Raw genomic sequence first — 26,936 nt, forward strand, 5'->3', positions numbered from 1 at the left:
ATCGAGCCTTGACGGAACACGTAGGCCCCGCTCGCGACCCCTCGGCTCGCGAGCGGGGCTTTTTCGCACCTTCGACCCCGCGGGTTTTCGACCGCCAGTCCCGGCCTCGCCGCAAGCCGCTCAACGTGATTCTAACGCCATGCCGAGGCGGGCCCTCACGAGCTGAGGCAGGTGCTTGACCGGGATCGTACCCTCCGCGAGGACGGCCTCATGGTACGCACCCAGGTCGAAACGATCGCCCTGCTCGCCCTGGATCGAACGCCTGAGCCGGGTGAAGGCCGTACGCCCCACGAAGTAGGTCGAGAGCTGACACGACGACTGCTTCGAACGGATGATCTTGCCCTGGGCCTCGCCGTCGGTCTGGAACGCACGCCCGACTAGCAGCTCGCGCGCCTCCTCGTCGGTCATGGCTTGGCAATGCATCCTGGCGTCCAGGATCGCGTTCACGACGGCCCGCAGGTAGAACTTGAGCTGCTGGAGCCTCAGCGCCAGGTCGCCGCCACCGAACCCTTGATCGAGCATCATCTGCTCGGTGTAAACCGCCCAGCCCTCCGCGAACGTGCCCGACGAGAGGAGACGTCGGATGCGGCTGGGACAGCGGTTGCTGTACTCGAGCTGGACGTAATGCCCCGGATAGGCCTCGTGGACCGTCAGGATCTTGAGCATCGGGCGGTTGTACTCGTGGAAGAAGCTCTCGGCGCGTTCGCGACTCCAATCGGACGGCGGCGCGCTGATCGCATACTCGCTCGACCCTCGCGCGTCGAGCGGGGGCGCCGGGTTGAGATAGGCGACGGAGTTCCCTCGCATGAACTCGGGCATCTCGATGATTCGGAGCTGATCGGGCTCGGGGAGCGTGAGAATCTTGCGGTCCTTGATGAACTCCCGGATCTCCTGAACGGTCGCCCGCACATCCTCCACGAGGGTCTCGGCGGTGCCGTGGTCGTCGCCGATCCGGGCGAGCACGCGACGGATCATAGCGCGACGGCCCGCATCGTCGTCGACCGGCACGACCTCGCCCGGGAAGTAAGTCGCCCAAAGCTGCCTGGCGAGAACGGCCATCTCGATCTCGACCCGGCCCGCCTCACTCTCCGCCTCGGCGAGCACCTCGTCGGCCGACAGCCCGGCGTCCAGTTCGAAGTCGAGCTTTTTGACGAACTTGTCGCGGCCGATCCGCCAGCTCTCGTCGCTCCTGGGGAGCACCTCGTCCCGGAGGAAGGCGAGATGAGCCCCCAGGGCCTCCACCACCTTGGCGGCGGGGACGGCGAACTCCCCCTCCCCAGGCTGCTCGCCCGCGAGCAGGAACAGGTCTTTCTTGTAGAACGAGACGGCCCCCTCGGCCTGTCGGATCGCCGTCTCGACCTTGACCCGAGGCGAGACGCCGATCTCCCGGCGCGCCGTCTCAAGCACGCGAGGGATCTCCTCCATCCTCCTCAGGGCGTTCCGCCGATTCACCTCGCGCGGCAGCGAAGATTGCGTCAGCAGGAGATAGACGCTCTCCGCCGCATAATCGGTGTAGACGCGTGGATCTTCCCGGTAGGGATCGAAGGTCTCGCGCTGCCAGATCGTCCCCTGCAGATGCCTTCGGAGGACGTCGTAGTCGACCTGGCCGGCGGCAGAAAGCCGATCCGCCCGGAGCTCGCGAGACAGCCTGGCAAGAGTCTCTCGCTGGAAATCCAGGAGCGCCCGCCGCGCCTCGGCCGACACGTCATCGAGTCGATCGTCGTGGGCATGCTCGCCCAGTCGCGTCGCCGTCAGCGGTTGGCGACGGAACGTCTCCTCCATGTAGCCGTCGAAGAAGGTGTTCAGCCGGGTGTCTTCGGTCTCGGGAGGAGCCGCGCAGACGCCGGGAGCGAGGAACAGGATGAGCCACGCCGCACAGGGCCGATTCATGAAGAACTCCCTCCCGGCGGGGTCGGCGAGCCGCCTCCGCCCGGCGATGCGGAATCTTGTCAGGGCGGGGAGAAAATGGTAGAAAGAGACCATACGATGCGGCCTGTTCCTGCGTCAACCGAGACGAATCGCATCCCTCCCGTGCATCGATTCGATTTCCGAATCGTTCGACCTCCGGATCTCCCGACCGTCCAGCCTCCTTCTTCGCGAAACCGATCGAAGTCGAGACGATGAGGGGTCAGGCCACTCCCCCTCGGCGCCTTTTTGGCGATCCAAGTTCGAGGTCCTGGGGTGGAATTCCGGCTCAACCGAAAGGTGCAAGAAAGGATCGACCAAGGCGACCGGCCGCCAACTGGCCGTGATCGCACCAGCCTGGGTCGATCCCGACGAGAAACGATGGCCGTGTCGATGTCATCGCAGGTCCTCCTCATCCGCCCCGGCGCCACGCTCTACGATGAGCAGAACCGGGTGCAAGGCGTGCTCGACATACCGCTCAGCGACCAGGGGCGGATCGAGGTCGCCCGGCTGGCGGATAACCTGGCCGCTCGGCAGGAGCATGGTCGGCTCTCCGCGCTCTACTGCGGCCCCGGCGAGAGCGTCGTCCGGACGGCCGAGATCGTCGGCAAGGCCCTCGGCCTCCGCCCCAAGCGGATCGACGACTTCCGGAACCTCGACCAGGGTCTCTGGCAGGGACTCCAGATCGAAGAGATCCGCCGCCGGAACGTCAAGCTCTTCCGCCAGTGGATCGACGACCCGAGGACCATTCGCCCCCCGCAAGGGGAGACCATCGAAGAGGCGATGGAACGAATTCGAGGGGCCTTCCGCCCGCTCTTCCGTCGCCATCCCGAGGAGGCTTTCGGCCTGGTCGCCGGCGAGCCGATCGGACGTCTCATCGCCGGATACCTGAAGCGAACCCCCCGGGTCCAGCTCGACGAGTTCCTCCCTTGCTGCGGCTTCGAACGCATCGAGGTCCCCGCCGAGCTCCTAGGCGGCCCCGGCTCCTCTTGACAAGATCGTCCCGCCCGGGAAGTGTGGGATCGTCCCGCCGATCCGACGCATGCCGCGTGCGTGGCAAGACCTTCAGATCGATCCCTCAGGAGTCAGACCGCTCATGGCCGCCAAAGGAGGACCTCTGCACGCCTGGCATGGCCACTTCGAAGCGAAACGCGTCCCGGAAGGCGTCTGGATGCGTTGCGACGGCTGCGGAGCGACCCTCTTCCGCAAGCAGGTCGAGCAGAACCTCAGCGTCTGCCCGGAATGCAACCACCACATGCCTCTCACGGCCGTCGAGCGGATCCGCCAACTCCTCGATGAGGATACCTTCGAAGATTGGTTCCCGGACCTACTCCCGGCGGACCCGCTCGAATTCGACGACCGTCGCCCCTACCCCGAACGAGTCAGGGCCGAGCAGGCCCGCACCGGCCTCAAGGAGGCCGCCCTCGTCGGCCAGGGCTTCATCAAAGGGCGACGCATCGTCTTCGGGATCACCGACAGCGGCTTCATCATGGGGAGCATGGGCTCGGTCGTCGGCGAGAAGCTGACGCGGGCCATCGAGGAGGCGACCCGCCAGAAACTCCCTCTGGTGATCGTCTCAGGCTCCGGCGGCGGCGCCCGGATGCACGAGGGAATCTACTCGTTGATGCAGATGGCCAAGGTCTCCACGGCCCTGGGCCGCTATCGGGCCGCCGGCGGCCTCTTTATCAGCGTCCTGACCCATCCGACGATGGGCGGCGTCGCCGCCAGCTTCGCGTCGCTCGGCGACATCATCCTCGCTGAACCCAAGGCGCTGATCGGCTTCGCCGGGCCCCGCGTCATCGAGCAGACGGTCCGCGTCCAGCTCCCCGAAGGATTCCAGACCAGCGAGTTCCACCTCAAGCACGGCTTCGTGGACCGCATCGTCCATCGACGCGACCTGAAGAGCATGATCGCTCAGCTGATCGACTACACGACCACGTGATCGAAGGCCGTCCTCAGGCCGTGCCGCTTGCGACCCGCCCGCCGCGACCGTCCTGCCCGAGCAATTCGAGCAGGAGGTTGTCGTGCGGGTACGGGTGCCCCTGGTACTGGCGGAACGCCTCGGCCCTTGCCACGCCGATCTCTTGTCCCCGGACCCCGCCCCACCTCTTCTGACTCTCCAGATACTCGTCGATCCCGTGCTGGCGCATCAGCCAGTCTCGCTGGCTGGCATGGCAGGCCAGCATCGCTCGCTTGACCTCGAAGACATCGGTCACGTCGACATGGAAGTCGACCGGCGCCGGTCGGCCGTCCCGGTCGATCCCTTCCAGGGCGTCGACGAAATAGAGGTGCGGGATGTGGTCCAAAGCCTTAGCCGGCTCCCACTGGCGGGTGGCATAATTCGGGCAGCCCGCCGCGAAGCAGGCGTCGCGCACCAGCAGGCTCGTCATCTCGTGATCGCAGATGTAATCGATCGGCGGAGCAGTCAGGATCAGGTCGGGGCGGACCCGTCGGAGCACCTCGGTCACCCGGCGTCGCGATTCATCGTCGTTGAAGATCGCCAGGTCGCGGAACTCTAGGCAGAGGTACTCGGCCTCGATCAGGTCGGCCGCGGCCTTGGCCTCGGCGCGGCGGATCGCGGCGATGGCCTCGCTGTCGTGCTCGGCGCTGCCGCAGTCGCCCGGGGTCATCGTCGCGATCGTGACCTTGCAGCCCGCCCGCTTCAGGAGGGCGAGCGTCCCCGCGCACTGGAATTCGACGTCATCGGGATGGGCGTGGATTGCCAGGACGCGCTTTTGCGTGTGCATCGTTGATCGATCCGAATACGCTCGAGTGGGAAGTCACGACGAGCCCAGGATACCCCGACGACGTTCCTAAGACAATTGACTACCTACTGTTGCGTGATGAGAGCGGCGGTCGTCGCGTGGTATCGACCCGTCAAAGGAAAAATGTTCTGGCGTGCGCTAGACGACCTGTGTACATTAGCTACAAAGGGTCAGATACTGATCGTCCGTGTGCTAGTTCTACTTCCACGAAGCATGCGGGCTTGCCGGCCCTCACCCGGATATGTCATGAACGGAGCCTTCGATGGCCGACCTTGACTCGCTCACCGCGCGGCAGCGTGAGATCTACAATTTCATCCGCGGAAAGATTCAGGGACGAGGATACGGCCCCACGGTTCGGGAGATCGGCCTTCACTTCCAGATCAAGAGCCCCAATGGAGTGATGTGTCACCTGAAAGCCCTGCAGAAGAAGGGGCTGATCCATCGCGAGCCGAACATGTCCAGGGCGATCCAGCTCCTGGAAGATCCGGCTACCTTGCAGCCGCTCGGGGGGCTGAAGCTGGTGGGCCGGATCGCCGCCGGGCAGCCGATCGAAGCGATCGAGCAGGACGAGGAGCTGACGTTCTCGGACTGGGTCGAGGACGGCGCCAAGTTCGCGCTCCGGGTCACGGGCGACTCGATGATCGAGGAGCACATCGCCGACGGCGACTTCGTCATCATCAAGAAGCAGGACCAGGCCCGCGACGGTCAGATCGTCGCCGTCCGCGACGAGGACGGCGAGGCGACGCTCAAGCGGATTTTCCGCGATCGCACCCGCGTGCGGCTCGAGCCCGCCAACCGCGCGATGAAGCCGATCTTCCGCGATCACGTCGACATCCTGGGGATCCTGGTGGGGGTCGTCCGCAAGTACTGACCTCCGCCCCGGCTTGACGGCGTCCGGTGTTGCGTCGATCATCGGAGTTCCGGCCGGGAGGAGTCTCCCGCTGCCGATTTCTTCGAGCCGCTCGCTTCCTGCGAGCGGCCCCCTCAAGGATCGAATCGCGACTATGGAACCGGACGCCTCGGCCCCCGCCGACCTCGTTAAGCTCTTCACCGACGGCGCCTGCAGCGGCAATCCGGGTCCAGGAGGCTGGGCCTACATCCTTCAGCACCCGGCCAGCGGTCAGGTCCGCGAGGGCTCCGGGGCCGAATGGGAAACGACCAATAATCGGATGGAGCTCATGGGCCCTATCGAGGGTCTCGCCTCGCTCAAGCGACGATGCCAGGTCGAGCTGGTGACCGACAGCCAGTACGTCGCGAAGGGAATCAAGGAGTGGATGCCCAACTGGAAACGGCGAGGATGGCAGCGGAAGGACGGCAACGTCCTCAAGCCGGTCATGAACGTGGACCTCTGGAAGCGGCTCGATGAGTTGCTGGCCGGCCATCAGGTCCGCGTCACCCACGTCCTCGGCCATCGCGGCCATGCCGAGAACGAGGCCTGCGACCGCATGGCGGTCGAGGCGTACAAGGAGCTGAAGCGGAACGGACGCCCCATCTGAGGCTGGTCCGCCCCGCTTCAACGAGTTCAGGTCTCAGCCCAGAACGTTCGCGACCGCCTCGCGGGCGCGGATCATGAGCGGGCTGTCCGGTCGATTCGACCCCGGCAGGTGGTACATGGCGGCCGCGGCCAGCCTGGGCCGCCACCTGGGATCGGTCGTGTTCAACGATTCCTCCCACACCGCCGCCCCGTACTTGTAGTCGTGGCTGTCCGTCCCCTTGTGGAAGATCATCCGCGACGCCACGTCGAACAGCGCGTGCGACGAGCCGCCCTGCGACAAGAAACTCAGGGCCTCGGCCGCGGCCCGGCTTCGGTCCTGGCCGACGGCCTCGAAGATGCCGTCGATCGTCTCGGGCTGAGTCGAAATCGATGCGTCGTCCGGGATGGCATCGATGCAGACGGGATTCGGCGACTTGATCCGCTCGCGATAGAGCGGCTGCCAGCCCACCGCCTGGAGCAGCGCCAGCTTGCGCGTGGTGTCGTCGCCGCTCGCCCCGTAGATGTAGTGAAGCGAGTTGGCGGCCGTCGTAGCGTGGATGGCGATGATGCCGGGGTTCCGCATCATCAACTCGCTGGAGAACAGCAAGGCGGCGTCCCAGATCGATCCCGGCGCGACGCCCCGTTTCAGCAGTTTGACGACTTCGGCCGAAGCCTCCTCGGGTGAAGCGTAGCGGAGGAGCGCCAGCAGGCCCAAGGTGGCGGCCGGGTCGGGACGGCCCTCCTGCCAGTCGGGGCCGATTTCTCCGGCGTTCTTGAGGTTCTCTTCGTATGGGCCGATCGGACCGGGGCGGTCGCCTCGGAGGTCGAGCAGGCCGTAGGCCAGCGAGCGGAGCACGGGCTCGGCGTGCTCCCAGCCGACCGCCTGGAGCGTCCGCCAGCTCTGGGCGGCGAAGATGGGCTTGTGGCCGATGTCGCGCTGGTCGCGCACGGCCATCCTCCAGAAGGGTTCCATCGCCTCGGCGGCCCCTGCTCCGCGGCAGAGGCCCGCCACGGCCACATCGGCCCCGTCCACGTCCCAGGCCTCCATGGCCCGGACGAAATCGGCCCTGGCCTGATGCGGCTTCGGAACGCGCGCCTCGTCGACCGCGCCCAGGGACCAGTCCCCTTCGGCCACGTCCTGCGCCTGGGACGATTTGAAGTTGTCGAGCGCCCAGAACAACGGCAGCAGTCGCTCCGAGGTCGCCGACGACTGGCCCAGCATGTGGGCCGAGTTGATCACGAGCACCGCATGGAACTTGAATCCGACCGGGCGAGGCTGGACGTTCCGCACGCCGGCGAGGAACAGCCCGCCCAGCAGCGATCGGTACGAGAGCCCGCCCTTCAACTCGGCGACCGCCTTCTCGAAGACCTTCTCCCGCGGTGTGTCCTCGATCCAGCGGACGACGGGCTCGATCTCGGGGCGGAGCCGCACGACCTCCGGCCGGACGACGGCCTCCTCGGCCGACGTCGCGACCTGGCGCGACAGCTCCCAGCTCCCCAACGAAGCGCCGGCGAGCGTCGCCGAACGCAGGAAATCCCGACGCGGCAAGCCACGATCCATGGTGCACCCCCCTGCCCTCGAGTTCGAGCCATGCGACCCAGGGTCATCGTAGGCTTCGGGCGAGGTGAAGGGAACGACCCACCGGGAGGCCGTCGTCGGTCGTCTCACATCTGCTGGAGCTGATTGATCTTGTTGTAGAGGGTCTTGAGGCTGATCCCCAACTCCTTGGAGGCGGCCGGTTTGTTCCCGCTGTGCTTCTCGAGGACCACCTGGATGTAGCTCATCTCGATGTCGCGCAGGGTGGGGTTGCCATCGGGGATCGCGAAATGTGGCGCGGCGATCGGCTGGGCCGTGCCGGGCTGGACCCGGTTCCGGGCGGGGAACTGCGTCGGCAGGTGTTCGGGCCGGATCGGGCCGTTGCCGGCGAGGATCAGGGCGCGCTCGACGGCGTTGGCCAGCTCGCGGATGTTCCCCGGCCAGTCATGCGACGTGAGGACTTCGACGGCCTCGGGCGAGATCGAGGTCTCCGTCAGACCCCTCCGGGCCGCATAGCGCGAGAGCATGTGGCGGGCCAGTTCGGGGATGTCGTAGCGACGCTCCCGAAGCGGCGGCAGGATGATCTCGAAGGTGTTGAGCCGAAAGAAGAGGTCCTCCCGGAAGTGGTCGTTGGCGACCATCTCGCGGAGGTCCCGGTTGGTGGCGCAGACGACGCGGACATCGACCCGGAACGGCTCGTTCTCTCCCACGCGGCGGATCTCGCCGGACTCCAGGAAGCGCAGCAGCTTCACCTGGACGCTCTTGTCCAGCTCGCCGACCTCGTCGAGGAAGAGCGTGCCGCCGTTGGCGACCTCGAACAGCCCCTTGCGGTTCGACTCGGCCCCGGTGAACGCCCCCTTGCGGTGCCCGAAAAGCTCGCTCTCGACGAGGTTCTCGGGCAGGGCGCCGCAATTGACGGGGATGAAGACGCGCTGGGTGCGGTCGCTCCGCTCGTGGAGGTTCCGCGCGACCAGTTCCTTGCCCGTGCCGGTCTCGCCCAGGATCATGACCGTGGCGTCGGTCGGGGCGATGGTCTCGATCAGCCGCTTGACCTGCTGCATCGCCGGCGTCTCGCCGATGAGCAACGGCGCGCCCTCGGCCGCCTTAAGCCGGCTCTCCAACGCGACGGTCTTGTTCGACAGGTCGCGCCGCTCGGCGATCCGGTTGAGGATCACCTCCAGCTCGGCCCACTTGCAGGGCTTCGTGAGGTAGTCGAACGCCCCCAGCCGAAGCGCCTGGACGGCCGTGTCGACCGTGGCGTGGCCGGTCAGCAGGATGACCTGGGTCTCGGGGCTGAGCTGCTTGATCTGCGTGAGGACCTCGATGCCGGTGATGCCGGGCATGCGGATGTCCAGCAGGGCGGCATCGTAGCTGCCGCGCTCGAGGGCCTTCAAGGCGGCGGTGCCGTCCGGGCAGACGGTGACCTCATGGCCGAGGCGGGGCAGTTCCATCTGCATGAGGTCGCGGAGGTGCGCCTCGTCGTCGGCGAACAGGATCCGCAAACCTCCGCGATGCGACTTGTCGATCATGACTTCCTCCCTGACCTCTTCCCGGGCGTTGTATTCGATGTCTGCCTGCGACCGCGAGCGGGGCGTCTCGGCCCGCTCAAGCGGCGTGGACCGGGGCGGCGAGTTCGCGCGCGGCGGCCTCGGCTTTCTCGGACGGGTGGATCGGCAGGCGCACGCGGAAGGTCGAGCCTCGCCCGATACCCGGACTGCTCGCCGTGATCTCGCCGTGATGCTGGTTGATGATCCGGTGGGTGATCGAGAGGCCCAATCCGGTCCCCTTGCCGTCTCGGCGACGGGTGAAGAAGGGCTCGAAAATGTTCTCGAGCACGTCCGGCGACATGCCGCAGCCGTCGTCGGCGAGGACGATCTCGGCCATCCCGCGGTCGTAGCGGCAGTCGATCCGCAGCACGCCCCCGGCGTCCATTGATTCCAGCGCGTTGACCGCCAGGTTCAGGACGACCTGCTTGATCTCCTGGCCGTCCACATGGGCCAGGACCGCCTCCTTGGGCTGGAACTGGATCGTCTTGCCGCGGTACTTGCCGATGTGGCGGATCATGTCGACCACCCCCTGGATCAGGCTGGGGAGGTCGGCCCGCTCGCGCTTGATATCTCCGCAACGGGCGAAGTCGAGGAGCTTCTCGGTGATGCTCTTACACCGGAACGCCTCTTCCTGGATCATCTTGAGGTAATTGCCGATCACCCGATGGTCGGGATCGTCGGCCGACCCCGCCAGGGCCCCCAGGCGGTTCTCCAGGGCCTCGGAGCAGAAGGCGATTGAGGCCAGCGGGTTGTTGATCTCGTGCGCCACGCCGGCCGCGAGGAAGCCGACGCCCGCCAGGCGTTCGGAGCGGACGAGCTGACGGCTCCGCTCCTGCACCTGCTCCTCAAGCTCCGCGTAGGTCATGCTGATCCGGGCGGTCATCTCGTTGAAGGCGGCGGCCAGGTCCTGCATCTCGTCTCCGGAATTCAGGTCGATCTTGTAGTCGAACGAGCCCCGCGCGACCCGTCGGACCCCGCGCTGAAGGAGCCGGACCGGGTTCAACACCCAGCGATGGAAGAGGGCCATGAGGCCGCAGAGCATCCCCAGGACCATCAAGGCCGAGGTCCAGACGATCACTCGGCTCGCCTGATACTGGGTCTTGGACATCGAGAGGATCTCGAAGAAATCCTCGTGCAGCTCCTTCGGCAGCAGCATGACGATGTGCTTCAGTCGCTCGATCCGCGACGCCAGGTCGGTGGCCGGTTCGAGCTGGGGGAGCATCTCGGGATGTTGCGTCACGTAGTATGTGGTGCCGTGGAGCACCGGCTCGGCGGGCGGCTCGGTCGGCCTGAGGTCGCGTAGGACCTGGGCCAGGCCGTCGTCCATCAAGAAGGACAGCCCCAGTTCGTCGAGCCCGCTGTTCGCCCGATTGCCGCGCATCGTGTTCTGCTTCAGCTCGTGGAAATACGACACCAGCGAGGCGCGGGCGGCCTCGGCGGTCGCGATGAGTTCCGCCCGCTCCTGCTCGCTCTTCTCGCGAGGCGCGTGGAGGCGGAAGACCGACTCGATGAGGTCCTTCGACGCCCCCAGCTCGCGGAGCTGATCGGTCAGCGTCAGGTTGCTGACGTGGAAGGAGTGCAGCCCGAAGATCGAGCCGCCCATCAGGATGAGCATCATCCCGACGACCACGCACAGGCCGACCATGAGCTTGATGCGAATCGGCCATCGGACCATGACGACCTCCTTGTCGTGCTGGTGGGCTGGGCAATCCAGGCCGCGGCCCCGCCGCCATTCCATGGGCGAGCCGTGACCTTATACCAGATCACCCCGGATCGCTCAAATCCGACTGAAGCGACATCGCGAAGAAACCGAAGGGCCGGTCCCGGCTCAGCGAAGCACGCCCAGCCAGTGCGCCGCCACGGCGACCCCGATCGAGGCGACGAGGCCGCCCCCGAGCGCGTACCGCACGTTCCGCACATGCCGCTGGAACGCGATTTCACGCTCCGGGGAGACGGCCAGACGCTGGAGGAACGCCTTGCGGCTGGCGATGCTGCCATGTCGCCATGACCGGGATTCGACGTCGATGCCGTTCTGATGGGCGACCGACGTGAGCGCGTCGGCGAAGATTCGGACCCCCGTGGGGCAGACCCCGCGGATCGGCAAGTCGTCGGCCTTGGGGCCTTCGAAATCGAAGTGAGGGGGGCAGTCGGGGGAGCCGCACGAAACGACTTTGCAACCGTACACGTCGGCCTGCCGCTCGAAGCGTCGCGAGAGGTGCCCGAAGACGACCCCGAAGAAGACACCCACCGCGACGAGGACGACCAGCCCCTCGATGACGTCGCGAAAGGCCGAGGGGGCGGTCGGATCGGCCGTCGTCAGCGTCGCGATCCACGTCTCCAGGCCGGCGAACGCGTCCGAGGCCATCGTCAGGACGGCCAGGCACCCGACGAAGAAGAACAGGAAGTACTGGAGGTGCCGGTGAGCGACGTGCCCGATCTCATGGCCGAAGACCGCGGCGATCTCCAGCGGAGTCAGGGAGTCGATCAGGGCATCGGAGAGGAGCACGTAGCGGAACCGGGGGAGGATTCCGGTCACGCACGCGTTGACCATCAGATGATCCGTATCCCACACGAGGATGTCCGCGCACCGGAATCCGGAACGTCGCGAGACGGCCTGCAGGCGACGCCGCAAGGGGCCGTCCGGCAGCGATCGCGTGGGCCAGGCCATCCGGATGAAGATCGGAGAGACCGACAGGACCAGGACGCCGAGCACCGCTAGCTCGACGGTCTCGGCGAACGGGTCTTCCTGCCATCGCGGCCAGAGACGGCCGACGACGTCGTTCCGGACGACGAAGATCGAGACGATCGGGAGGACCAGGGCGAGCGACTGACGCTCGCGGAGATAGAGATGCCGCAGGACGCTCCGGCCCGAATGCATCGCCGGCAGTCCCTGGATCGCACGCTCGCCGTAGAACGCGCCCCACCACGAGAGGACCTGCATCACGAGGAACGGGGCGATCAGGAGGGCGTCGTCGACGAGGATCGAGCCCCGCCAGCCCCATGTCCCCAGGACCACGCCCGGCCAGTCTTCCTGGTGGATGATCCAGCCGAAAGCGGCGACCGTCGCCATCCCCATGACGCGCGAGCCGTGGAAGAAAGCCCGGCGGACCCGGGCGGCGGCGAAGCCTCGCCGACGGACGCGGAAGGCGGTCCAGAGTCCGAGCCCGAACGAGGCCGCGGCCACGGCCGCCATGATCGCGACGACCCGGCCGATCGCCTCCCGGGGGTCGTCCGGCGGCGCGGATGGGGCGTCGACGCCGAAGGCCAGGAAGAGGGCGAGCAGGAGGGGGATCGGTATCATGGGCGTCCGTGGGCGATGCCGAGCGCCGCCGGCCCCTGGGCGGACGGCCCTGGGGGCGATCGCGCCCGTCGTCCGCGAAATTATCCGAGCCGAGTCCCTACGCCGTCAAGGGGACGGATCGAGGCCGGGCTCGTCGCCAGGGGCTTCCTCGAGGGCGGGCCCCCACCCGCCTCGCGGCCCATCGGACGACTCGTGACCGGTGGGGACGGGCTTCCGTCGCTCCTCGCGGGCGGCGGGCTCGGGGTCCGGCGGCGTGTCTCGCTCCCCTCGATCGCCGTCGAGGGCGATACGCGAACCGGCGTCGGACATCGCCGAGCGTACGGCGGAAGGCAGGCTGTCGCGCACCTGCCGGAAGGCCGTCTTGAGATCCTCGCGCTCGGCTTGATAGGCGTGGATGCTGCGCTTCTGGTCGTCGATCACGTCCGCCTGCACGGCCAGCCGGCGGGCGTCGTCGACGGCCCGTTCGGAGAAGTCCTGGTTTTGGTTCCGGTAGGCGAGAACCTGATCCTTGAGCTGGTCGTTCTCGGAGCGGAGAGCCTGGATGTAGCGCCGACTCTCCTCGATTCGCTGACGCGAGCTGAACTGGCTGCACCCCGGCCCGGCCATGGCGCACGCCAGGGCGAAGGTCGACCAGGCTCGTCGGCGAGGCGCAGAGCTCATCCGTGCCGATTTCCTCCAGGAATGCCGCGGGCCCCCGCGTGCGGGACGCGACGCGACCCGCCGCCGCGCGAGAATCGGCGGGGGCGGGTCGTCGTGGGTGTCTCGCGAGGGCTTCGCGTGGCCGTCTTATCGAATTCCGGCGGATCGGGCAAGCCCGACCCGGCCGGTCGACGGGGCGATCACTGGAAGACCAGCCCGGCGATGGACTTCACCAGGCCGGAGGCGGGGCCCCCGTCGTTGAAGTGGTAGAGGTTCGTGACGAGGTCGTAGGCCAGGAACGAGGAGACCAGCACGAACACGCTGGCGACCGCCAGGAGGCCGACGGAGAGGCCGTCCCAGTCGACGGCGGCCTCGCGAGAGATCACGACGCCGGGGGCGGAGGCGGAGCTGCTGGGCGTGTCGTCGGAGGCCCAGGCGGTCGCCATCTCGCTGGAGACCGCGTCGTCGAACCCGTCGTCCTCGTCCTCGTCGTCCTCGTCGCTGAAGGACGCGGGGGCCATGGCGGTGGCCGCATTGATGTCGACGTCTTCCTCGTCGATCGCGAACACCTCCGAGGCGCTGTCGCTGTCCTCCAGGTCGAAGTCGCTGCCGGCGTTGAGCTGCACCGTCTTGTCGTCCGAGTCGTCGTCGAGGGCGGCGTCGACCTCGAAGTCGGTGTCGTCGAAGATGTCCTTCTCGCCCTTGCCGACGGCGGGCGGCGGCGTGGCGGAGAGGGAGGGCTTAGGCTTGCCGGGGGCCGCGGTCGGGGCGGGCCGCGACCTGTTGGCCGGCATCTCCTCGTCGCTCAGGGGCGCCAGCTCGATCGACTCCCCCCCGCCTCCGCCGGCGTTGAAGGAGCCGAGGAGGTTGATGCCCGAGTCGCTGGGGCGGGAGAGGTTGATGCCCGAGAGGTTCGGGTCGGCGGCGGTGACGTCCGAGTCGCTCGGCTTCAGGGGCGTGGCCTCGAACTCGTCGCTGGCGTCGAGGGCGCTGAGCTCGAAATCGCTGCCCGACTCGGGCTGGAGGGCGTCGACCAGCTCGCTGGACGGGTTGAGTTCGAAGTCGCTGTCGGACGTGCCCGCGGCGGGGACCTCGGCCGAGGAGCCGAGCATCGGCCCGGGGCGGACGGAGCTTTCGGACGCGCTCGACGAGGCGAACAGCCCGTGCTCGGAGGTGTCGTCCTTGATGAGGGTGACGTCGGAGTCGCTGGGGAGGCGGTCGTACGGCGAGGCCAGGCGGACGTCGGAGTCGCTGGCGCCCTTGATGTTGTCGGGGACCAGCCGGACGTCGGAGTCGCTGGGGAGCTTGCCGCCGGACGACATGCCGATGATGACCGAGCTGGAGCCCGTGACCGGGTTGGGGGGGACGGAGAGGTCGTCGATCATCAGCTCGTGGTCCGAGCCGGCCTCTTCGGCCGGTGCGGTGCTGCCGAAATGCATCGTCTCGGCGCCGAGGTCCGCCTTGGCGACGCCCAGCTGGAACTCGGACAGGTCGAGCTCCTCGAGGTCGCCGGCCGTGGGGGTCGGGACTTCCAGGTCGGACAGGCGCAGCTCGGCGTCGCTCCCCAGGCCGTGGCGGCGGGCGAGTTCGTCGATGTCCACCACCCGGAACCGCCAGGTGCCGCCGTCGAGGAACGCCCGGACCTCGCGCTGTTGGGCCTTCGCCTTGAGCTCCTCGGGACTCATCCCCAGGACGCGGGCGGCTTCTTCAAGCGTGTAGAACTGAGCCATGGACAGGGTCCTCGCGATCGATATCGGCCCAGGGGGGCCGTGGGTGGGTCGATTCCAAGTGCGCCGAGGACCGCGGCCGACTCGCGCGCCCGCCTAGCGGTCCTTCGTGGTGCGTCCGGGCTGCGACAGCGCCTTCACCGTCGCTTCGATGGCGCTCGGTTCGGGCGCCATATTGTTGTAATGTTCCAGCTTCAGGTCCCACTCGTACTGGCGTGCGGCCTCCAGCTTGAGCGACCCCTTCGGATTCGAGGGGTCGAACCGATAAACCGCCAGCGCCTGGGCCTTCGCGTCGATCAGATAGAGCCACTGGCCGGGCATCGTGGGGGAGGTCGTGACGAACGCCATGGTCCCCCCCGCCTCGCCCGCCCCCGCCGGCCGCACCGCCAGGGCCCGGCCGGGATCGAACGGCTGCGTGGGCGGCTGCGGCCGTCCCTGCCCCGTCCGCTCCTCTCCCGCGGTCTGGGCCGAGAGCTGCGGGCCCCGCGCCCCTCCGAGCCAGGAGACGGCGACTCCCAGGATCAAGCCGGGAACTCCGAATCGCGCCACCCCATTCCAGTCGCGAACCTTCATACGACACCCCTCCCTGAGAATCCCGGCCGGCCCTCGTCCCGAACGCCGCCCCCCACGGATGAGTCGATGCGGCAAGGCCGCCCGCGCACGACGTGGGCTTTTCGACTTCAGTCTATCACACGCTTTCCGAGAGTTTCGACGGATCGGGCCACGGAAGCGACGAGGCTTCGCCGGCCGCGGGAGATGTGTCGATTCCGCGACCGGTGCTCGTCATCCTTATTTTTATGATTTCGGACCCTCCGAACAAGCCCTGCCTCGCCTCCCACCTTTTCCAGCCGCGCGAGCTGCGAAACCGGGATTGCACAAATGCTTGAAAAACTCGCCGATCCCGGGTAGCTTGTTAAACAATTGCCGTAAGGCTTGCGGGGATCGACGTCGCCCCCACGCCGCCGCCCTCCCGCACCGCCCCTGGCCACATGCCGCCACCCACCGGGGAAAGCCCCGTTTCCCCGCCCCGATCCCGAGGACCCCCGCCATGATTGGAAGCCGAATCCGAGACGCCCGCCGGAAATGGATGCTGCTGGCCGGACTCCTCGCGTCGTCGGCCTCGATCGGCCGGGCCGACGAGTCGATCGACGCCCTCGTCGGCGCCCCGGCGTCGGTCGAGATCGGGCCGGCGGACCCGGTGCTCTCGGGGCGTCGCGCGACGCGACGGCTGATCGTCACGGCCACCTACGCCGACGGGACCGTCCGCGACCTCACCCGGGCCCTGGAGTGGTCGAGCGGGGACGAGGCCGTCGCCGTGGTCTCCGCGACCGGCCTGGTCTCGCCCAGGGCCGACGGCAAGGCCGTGATCACCGCCCGGCGGGGGAGCGTGGAAGCGACCACGACCGTCCGGGTGGAGGGGATGACGCAGCCTGCGCCCGTGAGCTTCCGTCGCGACGTGATGCCGGTGCTCAGCCAGGCCGGCTGTAACATGGGGGCCTGCCACGGGACGCCGACCGGCAAGGGGGGGCTCAAGCTCAGCCTCCGCGGCTACCTCCCCGACGAGGATTTCATCACCCTCAGCCGCGAGTCGGGCGGGCGTCGCATCAACACGTTCGACGCCGACGCCAGCGTAATCCTGCGCAAGCCGCTGGGCGAGGCCCCGCACGAGGGGGGCATCCGCCTGAAGCGCGACTCCAAGAGCTTCGAGTACCTCCGAGACTGGATCGCCGAAGGGGCCCACGACGATCCCGCCGCGGTCGAGCCCGTCAAGCTGGAGATCGTCCCCGGTGCCCGGGTCCTCAACGCCCCGGCCAAGAACCAGCAGATCGCCGTCCTGCTGACCATGGCCGACGGCTCGCAGCGCGACGTGACCTCGATCTGCTACTACGACTCGTCGAGCCCGGACGTCGCCGAGGTGGACGCCGAGGGCTACGTCACGTTCAAGAGCCGGGGCGAGGCGGCGATCATCGCCCACTACCTCAGCCTGGTCGCAATCGTGCGGCTCACCCACCTCGTCGACGTGCCTGATTTCCAGGTCGCCGACGTGCCGCAGGACAACGTGGTCGACAAGGCGGTCTACGCCAAGCTCAACCGCATGCGGATCGCCCCTTCCGAGCCCTGCACCGACGCCGAGTTCATCCGCCGCGCCTACCTCGATGTGATCGGCGCCCTGCCCCGTCCCGAGGAGGTCGACGCCTTCCTCAAGGACAGCCCGGCCGATCGCCGCGCGAAGCTCATCGACGCCCTCCTGGAGCGGCCCGAGTTCTACGACTTCTGGGCCCTCAAATTCGCGGACGTGCTCCGCTCCAACGGCCGGCTGATCGAGCCCAAGGGGGCCTACGTCTTCCACCGCTGGATCCGCTCGGCCCTCGAAGCCGGGGTGCCGATGGACAAATTCGTCCACGCCTTGATCGCCTCGGACGGCTCGACGTTCGCCAATCCGGCGACCAACTACTACCGGATCAGCCGCGATCCCGAATCCTCGGTCGAGACGACGGCCCAGCTCTTCCTGGGCGTCCGCATCCAGTGCGCCAAGTGCCACAACCACCCGTTCGAGAAGTGGACCCAGGACGACTACTACGGCTTCGCCGCGTTCTTCTCGCAGGTGGGCCGGAAGCCGGGGGCCCTGCCGGGCGAGGAGGTCGTCTATCCGACCGGCTCCGGCGACGTGAAGCAGCCCCGGACCGGCAAGGTCATGCCGCCGAAGGCCCTCGGCGGACCGGTCATGGACGACGCGGCCGTGGACCGTCGCGAACGACTCGCGTCCTGGCTGACGTCCAGGGAGAACCCGTTCTTCGGCAAGAGCCTGGTGAACCGGATCTGGTATCACCTGATGGGCCGAGGCATCGTCGAGCCGGTCGACGACTTCCGGGACTCGAATCCCGCCTCGAACGACGAGCTGCTGGAAGGCCTGACGCAGGAATTCGCGGCGGGGGGCTACAACCTCAAGTCGCTGATCCGGACGGTCCTGCAGAGCCGGACCTACCAGCTCTCGGCGGCGACCACCTCGCTTAACGCCGACGACTCGATCTACTTCTCGCACGCGACCACCAAGCTGCTCCCCGCCGAGGTCCTGCTCGACGCCATCGCCGAGGTCACCGGCTCGCCGAACGCCTTCCCGGGACTCCCCGCGGCCGCGCGAGCGACCCAGATCCCGGACGGCAAGATGGACGACCCGTTCCTCAAGACCTTCGGCCGCCCGGCGCGCGAGCTGGCCTGCGAATGCGAGCGCGAGAGCGATTCCAACCTCTCGCAGGCCCTCCAGCTCATCGGCGGGGCCACGGTCAACAACAAGCTCCGCAACGACGGCGGCCGGATCGCCGCCCTGGCGAAGAGCGGCAAGCCCCCGGAGGCCGTCACCGAGGAGCTGTACATGGTCGCCTTCAGCCGAGCCCCGAACCCCTCCGAGATGGAGGCGGCCGTGAAGCACCTGAAGGACGCCAAGGACCTCCGGGCCTCGATTGAGGACCTGGCCTGGGTGCTGATCAACTCCAAGGAGTTCCTGTTTCGCCACTGAGCCCGGCGGCCCGCTACCTCCTCTGCTGCTGGAGGATGATAAAGTAGCCTCGGATCCCGTCATGAACCGACGTCCCGATCGCGAGGCCAGAGAAGTGAGTGCGAAATCGAGCGAACGCGTCCTGGTCGTCCCCGCCGCCGAGCTCGACCGGCTGGGGCGGTTCCAGGGCTTCGAGGCCGACGCCGAACGTTACCTCGAAGCCCTGCTCCGCCCCGAGCTGACCTCCTTCCGACCTCGCGGCGAGGTCGAGGACGACCCCGGCCTCAAGCAGATCATCCCCTACGTCGTCCTCCGCTCCCGGGACGCGGTGTTCTGCTACACCCGCGGGGGTTCGCAAGGCGAGTCCCGCCTGCATCGCCTCCGCTCGCTCGGCGTCGGCGGCCATGTGGACGAGGCCGACGCGGACGGCCGTTGCGGCTTCGAGGCATACGACACGGCCATGCGCCGCGAACTCGACGAGGAGGTCGAGATCCGGAGCCGGGGCGTCCTCAGGCTCGCCGGCCTGATCAACGACGACTCGACTCCCGTCGGCGCGGTCCACCTCGGCGTGGTCCACGTCTACGAGTTGGAGAATCCCCTCGTCACGCCTCGCGAGGCCGGCCTCGTCGACTCGCGTTTCACGCCGATTGCGGAGCTAGCCCCGGCTCGCGAGGAGTTCGAGACCTGGTCCCGGTTCTGCATCGACGAGCTACTGGCTCGGGGCTGACTCGTGGGGCCGCGGCGTCTTGCGGATGGCGACGTGCTGGTCCGGAGCGTTCGGGAGGTCCTGCGGGCTCGGAGCCGGCCCCGCCGGGACACCCTGGGCGCTCGGCGCCGGCCCCGGCTGTCGCTCGTCGAGCCATCGGATGACGGCCGGGAAAATCTCGCGAGGCGCGTGACGACTCCAGACGAGGTCGCAGTGCCCGTACCGGCCGAGACTCCCCTGCGACTCGCCGAAGACGAGAAGGGTCTTGTCCGGACTGCCGATCCGGTCGAAGGTCATCCGGGTCGAGGGCACGTCCGAGATCAGGTCGCTCTCGCCGGCGACCATCAACGTCGGGACGACGACCTCGGGCAGGTGCTCGACGTAGTCGACGCGCCCGTCGGCCGATAGCAGATGCCCGAATCGCAGGTAGGACGCGAACTGCCGCAGCGCCCCGGGGCCGGGATCTTCGAGCGTGTATCCGTAGAACCGCGAGACGGTCAGCGGCTCGACGTTCTCGGCCGTGTAGTAGAACCGATCGATCTTGTCCATGCCGGGCATGCGGAAGTAGGTCAGGGGCCGCCCCAGGCGTCCCGCGCTGGCCACGTTGAGCAACAGACGGATCCCCGCGTTGGCCTGGATCATCTGCTTCTGCGGGGTCGTGGCCTGGATGATGGTGCTCCCCATCCCAACGAAGTTGGCGATCCGGTCGGGCTCGGGGCTCAGTTCCTGGAAGGGGAACATGATCATGCCCCCCAGGCTGTGGCCGATCCAGTTGACCTGCCTCCGGCCGGTTTCGCGTTCGACGTGGGCGAGGATGGCCGGCATGTCGAAGCGGACCACGTCGTCGACCGACCAGCCCGATTCGCCGCGCTCGCGGAACGGGGTTTCGCGGAGGAACCGATTGAACACGTCGCAGGAGCCGAGTCGCGCGTTCTCGCCCGACGCCCGGAGGTCGAACAGGAAGACCTCATAGCCGTTGGCGGCGAGCTGGGACGGGAGGTGGTCGTCGGTGATCGTCCAGAACGTCGCGTTCAGGCCGAGCCCGTGGCAGAGGACCACCGGCAGCTTGCCGGGATCGGGACGCGCCGGGCGATACCGACGAACGCCCAGCCGCCAGCCGTCCGTGGTCTCCGCGAACTCCTCGGTGCAGGGTCTCAGGTCGGCCGAGGGGGCGAACCGACGCATCGCGGCGCAGCCGGACAGCCCTGACAGACCGAGGCCCAGGACGGCGGCCGCCCACTTCCTGCGGGACAGTCGGTGCATGCGTTTCGGAATCCTTACACCTGCGACGTGGCCCCGGTCATCCCGACCGCGAGCCGGCGGATTCTACTCCGGAGTCCCCCGCGAGGGAACGCGAGACTCGATGGGAAGCCTGCCGTCCCCGTCGCGAGGCCCGCATGGTCAGGCAAATCCCCCCTCTCTTTCCTCGATTCGCGCGAAGCCGGAAGAGTACCGACTTGAACAGCGGCGAGCCCGGCCGCAAGATCGGTAGCCGCGGGGATTGACCGGGGCGTCGGTCGCCCGATCTCCCCGCGCGAACCGGGCACGAACAGGGGAACGCAGCGATGTTTTCAGGGATCTGGGGCGTCTTCCTGGTGGTGGGCGTCGTCGTCCTGGCGGTGCTGGGCTGGATCGCCATGGCTTTCAACAGCCTGGTCGCCCTGCGAAACCGCTTCAAGACCGCGTTCAGCCAGATCGACGTCCAGCTCAAGCGACGCTACGACCTGATCCCCAACCTGATCGAGACGGCCAAAGGGTATCTGAACCACGAGCGGCAGACCCTCGAGGCCGTCGTCCAGGCCCGGAACTCCGCCCTGGCGGCCAGCCGGACGGCCGCGGCGAACCCCGGAGACCCCTCGTCGATGGCCGGCCTCGCCGCCGCCGAGACCCAGCTCAACGGCGTGCTCGGCCGCCTCTTCGCCGTCGCCGAGGCCTATCCCGACCTGAAGGCCAACCAGAACATGATGGCCCTTCAGCAGGAGTTGAGCGCGACCGAGAACCTGATCGCCTCGTCGCGGCAAGCCTTCAACTCCAGCGTGCAGCACTACAACACGGCCCGCGAGAGCTTCCCGACCAACCTGGTCGCCAACGCCATGGGATTCGCCCCCGCCCAGCTCTTCGAACTCGGCTCCGAGAAGGAACGTCAGGTCCCCGGCGTCAGTTTCTGAACCTCCGAGCCGACCTCACTTCGAATCCCGGCACAAGCCGGGCTTGCAAGAACGGCCCCGGGTTTCTATCATGCCCAAAGACACGTCGGGATCCTCCGACGCCCGCCGATTTGGGGATTGGTGTAACGGTAGCACGGCTGACTCTGGATCAGTTAGTCTAGGTTCGAATCCTAGATCCCCAGCTTTCAGGAAACCCGGCGAAAAGCCGGGTTTTTTGTTGCGCGACAAGCACTTGCGTCGTGCCCATCGCGGTCCCGGTCGGTGTCAGGAGATGACACGAAATGCCCGGTAGTGCCGCCGGTTGGTGCTACCGTAGCTACTACTGAAGCGGCCCCCGGCAGGGCCTCGACCGCACCGTGTAGGTCGAGCAAGGCGGCGTCGGTGTAGACGTTGGCGGTCAGCTTCGGGTCGGCGTGCCGCATGAGCTTTTGGGCGGTCGCCAGAGGGACGCCGGCGGCGGCGAGGTGAGTGCCGAACGTCGTCCGGAGCGCGTGGATATCGAGGATGCGACCTCGACCGTCCGTCTTCGGGATGCCGGCCCGCTTCAAGTCGCCGTAGAACCGGCGAAGCAGGTCGGCGGGGATGTCGAAGACCGGATCGGTGGGGCGGCGCCCGGCGACTTCCAGCCGGAGCATGGCGGCGAGGTCGCCCCGGAGCGGGATGAATGCCGCCTCGCCGTTCTTCGTCGCGGCCCCGCTCAGGACCATGCCGGGGCGGTCGCCGTCGAGGTCGAGGTCGGCGACGCGGACCTTGCGTGCCTCGCCGACCCGGAGTCCGGTCCCGGCGAGCAACGCATACAGGGCGGCCCTGGACCGGCCGGAGAGCCGCACGGCGGGACGATCGCCCCGGTGGGCGTCGGTCGCCCCTCGGATCCACGGCGGGCGTTCTGGGGCCTCCTGCGCGGCCTGGATGAGCCGGAGCAATTCGGCGCGAGACAGGGCGCGACGGACGCGGCGTCGGTCGGAATCGATTCGCGGCTTCGACATCCGATCGAACGGGTTGGAGGCGAGTCGCCTGACCTCGACCAACCAGTTGCAGAACGCGACGGCGGCCGTCTGGAATCCGACGCGGGATCGCGCCGACCGGGCCGGCTTGCCGTCTTCGCGCGGTCGGGACTGATCGGCCAACCATAGCTCCAGATCGTCGCGGCGAAGATCCGCGAGCGTGCGCCAGCCGAACGCTTCGGCGAGGCGTTCCAGATAGCGGCGCGTCAGGGCGGCGTGCCGCCCCTCGCCGAGAGTCGCCGCATAGTCGACGATGTGGCCCCGGATCGGCGCGGCGACGTGGTCGGCGACCGCCAGTTCGGCCCGCGACATCACCCCGGAGCGTACCCGCTCGGCCCGTCGTTCCAGCTCGGAGAGGAATTGCTCGGCGGCGGCCTTGTCCCGGCAGCCGGTCGAGGCGGTGCGGACTAGGCCGTCGGCGTCCCGGTACTTGGCGTAGTAGCAGCCGGTTTCCTGATTGATGACCTGCCGGCCGTCGTCCATGATCCGCACCGGAGCGGTCAGGGGCCGTCGGGCACCGCGCGGCGTCCACTTCGCCGTCTGGGTTCCGTCCCGATTGCGGACGATCGTCGCGCCCGTCGGGATGGGTCGTGGGATGGTCTTTCGGTAGACGCTTCCCATTCGTGCCTCCGTGCCGCCGGGTCGAGGGTCTTCACCGCGTGCGGCGGCAGTTTGCACGCGGTGTCTATGCGTGTGCGGACGGCGGCGTCACCCTAATCGTGACATGGGTGTCACCCCTTCTCAACTGAATTCAGGTCGGCTGGGGGAGAGGCGGGGGCGCGAAAAGGGGTCGAAATTCCACCGTTTTTCGCGGTGAGCGATGGTTGGCGGTCAGCGGGCCGGACGGTCCCAACATTCGCCCCTCCCTACCCGCCCGTCGCTGCGTTCAGCCTTTCTCGGCTTCGTCCAGCCACCTTGCGGCGATCGGGTTGAGTCGCCGGAAGACCTCGACCGGGAAGACTGTGTAGAGAGTCGCCTTGCCCCGCACTCCGGGCCGCACGACCCGCACGACACCACGTTCGGTGAGAGTTTGCACGGCTCGGATGGCGGATCGTTTCGACATGCCGCCGCGCGTGGCGAGGTCGGTCAGACCGGCCCTCGCGGTGCCGTCGGGTCGAGTGTCCCGGAGCAGCAGCAGGAAGACCGCCAGCTCGCCCCGCTTGAGCGTCTTCACCCCGTGGTCGGCGAATCCCGCCAGCGTGGCGAACCATGCGCGGTAGTAGGGTTGTTTCGACCCGGCCGGCGACCGGCGCGGGCGACCTGCCGGAGCCTTCGTCCGCGCCCCCCCTGGTTCTCGATCCTCGGTCATGAGCGGCCCCCCATCCAGCGGCCGCGCTCGCCGTTGACGTGGTCCTTCGGCGTCGTGCGGCCGTTGCTCGGCGGCGGCGAAGGGGATGCCGCTTCGATCCATTCGTCCGGCGTGAAGCGCTGGACGCGGCGATCGAAGCTCAGGGCGATGTCTTTCGGCTCACCATATCGGGACTTGGCGTGCGACAACAGCATCGACCGAACGCTCGCCGTCCGGTCGCTTTCGTCGGTCGCGGCCAACAACAGGACATCATCGGCCCCGAATTCCAGCTCGCCCGATTCGCGCAGGCTGGCGAGGCTCAGGTGCCGCCCGGCGTAGGATGAGCGGCCGGAGTCGTCGCGCGACCGGCTCACGGCGGCGGCGGCGAGGACGGCGATGCCACCTTGGTCCGCAAGGCGGCGCAGGTCGGACACGAGCATGTTCATTCTCTCCCTGAGCCCGCTCGACTTGTCGGCGGGCGCGATTCGTTGAATGTAGTCGAGGACGATCAGGTCGGCGCGGAAATCGGCCCCCGCCCGCGCGACGGCGTCGAGGCGGTGCGGATCGTCGGCGAAGGCGAGGCGGTCGAGCCAGCTTCGCATCCGACCCGCCGAATCGGAGAGCCGGACGCGGTCGGCGTCGGCGACCTGCCGCCGGCGGATGTCGCTCAGGGGGACATCGCTCAGGCGGGACAGGTGTCGGGACAGGAGAGCGGTCGGCGGCATCTCGACGTTCGCGACAAGGATGCGCATATCGGGATTCGTCGCCAGCATCCCGCCGACCCATTGGTTGACGAGCGAGGTCTTACCGCCGCCGGGCGGCCCGCCGATGAGGATGATTCGACCCGGCGCGACCTCGACATGATCGAAAACTGGATCGCCCGCCTTCCAGCCGGGGGGCGGCCTCTCGCTGGTGACATCCTCCCACCAACCGCCGTACAGGTCGGTGCCGGTGCGATGGCTCATACGGCCCCCCCTTCGCCGGGGGGGCGGCCGTGGTGGATTCCGCACGCGATCTGCCGCGCGACCTCGCCCGGCGGCAGGCCGGTGTCGAGGGCCGGGTCGGTCACCAGGGCGGCGACCAATGCCTCGACCGTCCCGAATCCGGCGAGGTCGGCGGCGGCGCTGAAAACGACCTTGTGCCGCTCGCCGACGGCGACGGCGGTCGGGTCGGTCAGTAGGAGCCGGGTCGAAGGGTTGATCCGCCCCCCGCGCGGTGCGCCGGCGTGCCGCTCGCACCGGGCCTGGTCGTCGCGATCGACCTGCCGCGCCGCCTCTCGCCAATCGTCCACCAGCCTGAGCGGCGGCGCTTGCGCGAAGGGGGGATCGTAGGGGATCGGGTCCACGGCGAGGCGACGAACGCCGGCCGGATCGAGGTAAAGCAGGTCGTCGAGGTCGAGGCGGACCTTGTGCAGCCCGCTCCGGGAGTGTCGGGAATTGGGCGCCCGCCAGAGGCGCACCGCGTCGTAAAAGCCGGTGTCAATGTCGACGCCGACCTCGCCCGCCAGCCGCACCGCGAGAGCGCCCGCGACCCGGTGGGCGGCGGGCGACGGCGCGATGAATCCTCCGGTCGGTACGCTGACGTGGTATCCCTTGCCGCCCGAGAACGCGACGACGATGTCGCAAGCGTAACGGTCGGCGAGGTAATACGACAGCCGCCGCGCGTCGCTCAGGGCGGCGGCCGGGTCGGTGCGGTCGAGGTCGAAATTGAGGGCGGGGACGCCGACCGGCCCGGCGTAGGCGCGGGTCGAGCCGGTGGCGGCGACGTGGTCGCGAAACGCGACCGGGAACGCAAAGGCGCTCAGGAACGCGGGCAAGGCGGGTTGAACCGCCGGGTCGGCGTGGCAATAGGCGAGCATCGCCTTGCGGTAGCTCACGACCTCCCGGCGGTTCTCCGTCGCGCCGACGACCCGAAAGCCGATCGGCGCGGTCGTCATGGTCGGGCGGCCCCCCTCTGGCGTCCGTCGCGCCAGTCGAAACCACCGGCGTCCCGCGAGTCCCCTTCGCCGTCGTCGGGGCCTCCGGTCAACTCGGCGGCGTCGAGGTCGAGGGCGCCCGCCGGCGTCCCGTCAGAGACGACCTTGAAGGAGCCGACGCGGTTGAACGTCGCGCCGTCGTCGCCCGTCCGCAAGGCGAGCTTGACCTCGACGACCATGCCGGAGCGGGGGGCCTGCCGCAACTGCGCGGGCGAGACGATCCCCAGCTTGGCGAGGTCGCGTTTCGTGCTCGGAAGGGCCGGCGGCGTCAGCCAGAGGTCGTGCCAGATCCGCCGCCCGGCGTGCGAGGGCGGGTCGATCACGTCGAGCGTCAGCTTGTAGGAGGGCGTGCCCTTCGCCCGGCTGGTCGCCAGTTCGCCGTTCGTCACCAGGGCGCGGTAGGTGCCAGCCGGGAGCGGTTCCAGCTCGCCCGCCGCTTCGGTGCTGTTCCAGAGGTCGTCGAAGTTGCCCCCGCCCGAGCCCCCGGTTAAAATGTCGTCGAGTCGCGGACGATTGTCAGTCGACATGGTTCGTGGCCCCTTCGTTCTGCCGAAGAACATCCGCCCGGCCGGGAGTGCCATCCCGCCGGGCGTCTTCGTTGGTGGGTTCGGCGTCGTCGACATCCGCCTCCGTCGGGATCGGAAAGGCGGCCTTGTAGGCGAGGGCGGCGGCGGCGTCGGACACCAGCCGCCATCGGAACAGGAACGGCGAATGCCGCCCGCCGACCGTCGTGGGGACGGGGGGGCCGTCTGTGCGGATCACGCCGGCCCGGCGCAGGTCGAGGAACGCGGTCCCGACGTAGGTGCGCGACCCGGACTCGGCCGGCGGCAGGTCGTCCAGGTCGGTCGCCGTGCAGACGCCGACCGTCAGGAGCCGGTCGATGATCGCGTGCGCGGCGATCCTCATGTTCCGGCGGCAGCCCCGCCGGTGCTTGTCGTGGCCCCGCTCGCGGGCGACCGCGCCGTCGCCGTCGCGGCGAGGTTTCCGCTTCGGCGGTGCGGCCGTCGGGGGGCGGGTCCGTCGAGGACATGGTCGGGCGAGGTCGTCGTCATCGGCGACCTCCTTCCCGTCGGGTCGGCCGGCAGCCGTCGGCGATGAACGCGTCGAGCGCGGATTCATCCCAGCGGCGAAGCCTGCCGAGTCGGCAGCCCATCGGGATCGCGCCGGAGTCGGCGGCCCGGAAGACCTGCCGTCGGCTCATGCCGAGCTTGGCGGCGACCTGGACGGCGTCGATGAGCCGTCGCGGTGCGGCGGTGATCTGAGTTTGAGCGGCGACCATGCGGAAACCCTCTCGGTTGGAGTGCGGCGACGGCACCGTGCCGCGCCACCCAAGAGGTATTTTCCAACCATCGTCGGAATCTCATTTGTTCCGACGAATTGATTCCGCGTACCCGTTCACAGTCG

General features: G+C 68.3%; 24 protein-coding genes and 1 tRNA gene. 8 read left to right on the plus strand and 17 right to left on the minus strand.

The features are described from left to right. Positions 1–120: 120 nt before the first annotated feature. Complete coding sequence (locus G6O68_RS15160) at positions 121–1,890, minus strand: DUF885 domain-containing protein (RefSeq protein ID WP_165249199.1); 1,770 nt, start codon at positions 1,888–1,890, stop codon at positions 121–123. Positions 1,891–2,298: 408 nt separating this feature from the next. Between G6O68_RS15160 and G6O68_RS15165 the strand changes: the two genes are divergently transcribed. Both G6O68_RS15165 and accD read left to right on the plus strand, forming a co-directional pair. Next, a complete protein-coding gene (locus tag G6O68_RS15165) occupies positions 2,299–2,898 on the plus strand; it encodes a histidine phosphatase family protein (protein ID WP_165249201.1) in 600 nt (199 codons plus the stop codon). A 103-nt stretch (positions 2,899–3,001) separates the two neighbouring features. Then, positions 3,002–3,847 (plus strand): acetyl-CoA carboxylase, carboxyltransferase subunit beta, encoded by an 846-nt coding sequence (gene accD, locus G6O68_RS15170; RefSeq protein WP_165249203.1) that lies wholly within the window; start codon positions 3,002–3,004, stop codon positions 3,845–3,847. A 13-nt stretch (positions 3,848–3,860) separates the two neighbouring features. Here accD and G6O68_RS15175 read toward each other — a convergent pair whose 3' ends face one another. Further along, positions 3,861–4,652: a PIG-L deacetylase family protein gene (locus tag G6O68_RS15175; RefSeq protein WP_165249205.1), complete on the minus strand. Its 792-nt coding sequence runs from the start codon at positions 4,650–4,652 to the stop codon at positions 3,861–3,863. A gap of 280 nt (positions 4,653–4,932) precedes the next feature. Here G6O68_RS15175 and lexA point away from each other — a divergent pair, with 280 nt between their 5' ends. Then, positions 4,933–5,541 carry a transcriptional repressor LexA gene (gene lexA / locus G6O68_RS15180; RefSeq protein ID WP_165249207.1) on the plus strand — a complete coding sequence of 203 codons (609 nt, stop codon included), beginning with the start codon at positions 4,933–4,935 and terminating at the stop codon, positions 5,539–5,541. Positions 5,542–5,674: 133 nt separating this feature from the next. Further along, positions 5,675–6,166, plus strand: a complete 492-nt coding sequence (gene rnhA, locus G6O68_RS15185; protein ID WP_165249209.1) for a ribonuclease HI — start codon at positions 5,675–5,677, stop codon at positions 6,164–6,166. Positions 6,167–6,199: 33 nt separating this feature from the next. On the opposite strand, the gene G6O68_RS15190 is transcribed toward rnhA, so the two are convergent. The 7 genes from G6O68_RS15190 to G6O68_RS15220 all read right to left on the minus strand — a co-directional run bounded on the left by G6O68_RS15190 (position 6,200) and on the right by G6O68_RS15220 (position 15,468). After that, positions 6,200–7,705, minus strand: a complete 1,506-nt coding sequence (locus G6O68_RS15190) for a hypothetical protein (protein WP_165249211.1) — start codon at positions 7,703–7,705, stop codon at positions 6,200–6,202. Between the two features lie 104 nt (positions 7,706–7,809). After that, the gene (locus tag G6O68_RS15195) at positions 7,810–9,210 is read right to left on the minus strand and encodes a sigma-54-dependent transcriptional regulator (RefSeq protein WP_240911268.1); all 1,401 of its coding nucleotides are present in this window, start codon (positions 9,208–9,210) and stop codon (positions 7,810–7,812) included. 76 nt (positions 9,211–9,286) lie between these two features. Next, complete coding sequence (locus tag G6O68_RS15200) at positions 9,287–10,903, minus strand: sensor histidine kinase (RefSeq protein WP_165249213.1); 1,617 nt, start codon at positions 10,901–10,903, stop codon at positions 9,287–9,289. 153 nt (positions 10,904–11,056) lie between these two features. Continuing rightward, positions 11,057–12,529 (minus strand): M48 family metallopeptidase, encoded by a 1,473-nt coding sequence (locus G6O68_RS15205; RefSeq protein WP_165249215.1) that lies wholly within the window; start codon positions 12,527–12,529, stop codon positions 11,057–11,059. 105 nt (positions 12,530–12,634) lie between these two features. Further along, a complete protein-coding gene (locus G6O68_RS15210) occupies positions 12,635–13,189 on the minus strand; it encodes a hypothetical protein (RefSeq protein WP_165249217.1) in 555 nt (184 codons plus the stop codon). A 179-nt stretch (positions 13,190–13,368) separates the two neighbouring features. Then, the gene (locus G6O68_RS15215) at positions 13,369–14,898 is read right to left on the minus strand and encodes a helix-turn-helix domain-containing protein (protein WP_165249219.1); all 1,530 of its coding nucleotides are present in this window, start codon (positions 14,896–14,898) and stop codon (positions 13,369–13,371) included. 93 nt (positions 14,899–14,991) lie between these two features. Continuing rightward, on the minus strand, positions 14,992–15,468 hold the full coding sequence (locus G6O68_RS15220; protein ID WP_165249221.1) for a hypothetical protein: 477 nt from the start codon (positions 15,466–15,468) through the stop codon (positions 14,992–14,994). 475 nt (positions 15,469–15,943) lie between these two features. Between G6O68_RS15220 and G6O68_RS15225 the strand changes: the two genes are divergently transcribed. Together G6O68_RS15225 and G6O68_RS15230 are read left to right on the plus strand one after the other, a co-directional pair. Continuing rightward, positions 15,944–18,412 (plus strand): DUF1549 domain-containing protein, encoded by a 2,469-nt coding sequence (locus G6O68_RS15225; protein ID WP_240911270.1) that lies wholly within the window; start codon positions 15,944–15,946, stop codon positions 18,410–18,412. Positions 18,413–18,506: 94 nt separating this feature from the next. Next, a complete protein-coding gene (locus tag G6O68_RS15230; RefSeq protein WP_165249223.1) occupies positions 18,507–19,118 on the plus strand; it encodes an NUDIX domain-containing protein in 612 nt (203 codons plus the stop codon). Here G6O68_RS15230 and G6O68_RS15235 read toward each other — a convergent pair. Further along, complete coding sequence (locus G6O68_RS15235; protein WP_165249225.1) at positions 19,101–20,360, minus strand: alpha/beta fold hydrolase; 1,260 nt, start codon at positions 20,358–20,360, stop codon at positions 19,101–19,103. The two genes, G6O68_RS15230 and G6O68_RS15235, sit on opposite strands and share 18 nt — an antisense overlap. A 302-nt stretch (positions 20,361–20,662) precedes the next feature. On the opposite strand from G6O68_RS15235, the gene G6O68_RS15240 reads away from it, so the two are divergent. Together G6O68_RS15240 and G6O68_RS15245 are read left to right on the plus strand one after the other, a co-directional pair. Continuing rightward, complete coding sequence (locus G6O68_RS15240) at positions 20,663–21,265, plus strand: LemA family protein (protein ID WP_165249227.1); 603 nt, start codon at positions 20,663–20,665, stop codon at positions 21,263–21,265. Between the two features lie 111 nt (positions 21,266–21,376). Then, positions 21,377–21,447, plus strand: a tRNA-Gln gene (locus G6O68_RS15245). Positions 21,448–21,450: 3 nt separating this feature from the next. Here the strand turns inward: G6O68_RS15245 and G6O68_RS15250 are convergent. The 7 genes from G6O68_RS15250 to G6O68_RS15280 all read right to left on the minus strand — a co-directional run bounded on the left by G6O68_RS15250 (position 21,451) and on the right by G6O68_RS15280 (position 26,811). After that, a complete protein-coding gene (locus tag G6O68_RS15250) occupies positions 21,451–22,890 on the minus strand; it encodes a tyrosine-type recombinase/integrase (RefSeq protein WP_165249229.1) in 1,440 nt (479 codons plus the stop codon). A gap of 265 nt (positions 22,891–23,155) precedes the next feature. Next, complete coding sequence (locus G6O68_RS15255; RefSeq protein ID WP_165249231.1) at positions 23,156–23,578, minus strand: helix-turn-helix domain-containing protein; 423 nt, start codon at positions 23,576–23,578, stop codon at positions 23,156–23,158. Continuing rightward, the gene (locus G6O68_RS15260; RefSeq protein ID WP_165249233.1) at positions 23,575–24,522 is read right to left on the minus strand and encodes a DnaB-like helicase C-terminal domain-containing protein; all 948 of its coding nucleotides are present in this window, start codon (positions 24,520–24,522) and stop codon (positions 23,575–23,577) included. Before G6O68_RS15260 ends, G6O68_RS15255 begins: the two co-directional genes overlap by 4 nt. After that, positions 24,519–25,493, minus strand: coding sequence for a hypothetical protein (locus tag G6O68_RS15265; protein WP_165249235.1), 975 nt, complete (start codon positions 25,491–25,493; stop codon positions 24,519–24,521). Before G6O68_RS15265 ends, G6O68_RS15260 begins: the two co-directional genes overlap by 4 nt. Beyond that, positions 25,490–26,059, minus strand: a complete 570-nt coding sequence (locus G6O68_RS15270) for a DUF669 domain-containing protein (RefSeq protein WP_165249237.1) — start codon at positions 26,057–26,059, stop codon at positions 25,490–25,492. Before G6O68_RS15270 ends, G6O68_RS15265 begins: the two co-directional genes overlap by 4 nt. After that, positions 26,049–26,438, minus strand: a complete 390-nt coding sequence (locus G6O68_RS15275; protein WP_165249239.1) for a hypothetical protein — start codon at positions 26,436–26,438, stop codon at positions 26,049–26,051. Before G6O68_RS15275 ends, G6O68_RS15270 begins: the two co-directional genes overlap by 11 nt. A gap of 142 nt (positions 26,439–26,580) precedes the next feature. Next, on the minus strand, positions 26,581–26,811 hold the full coding sequence (locus G6O68_RS15280; protein WP_165249241.1) for a helix-turn-helix transcriptional regulator: 231 nt from the start codon (positions 26,809–26,811) through the stop codon (positions 26,581–26,583). Between the last annotated feature and the right edge of the window lie 125 nt (positions 26,812–26,936).

The sequence above is a fragment of the Paludisphaera soli genome, from assembly GCF_011064595.1.
Lineage (GTDB): Bacteria > Planctomycetota > Planctomycetia > Isosphaerales > Isosphaeraceae > Paludisphaera > Paludisphaera soli.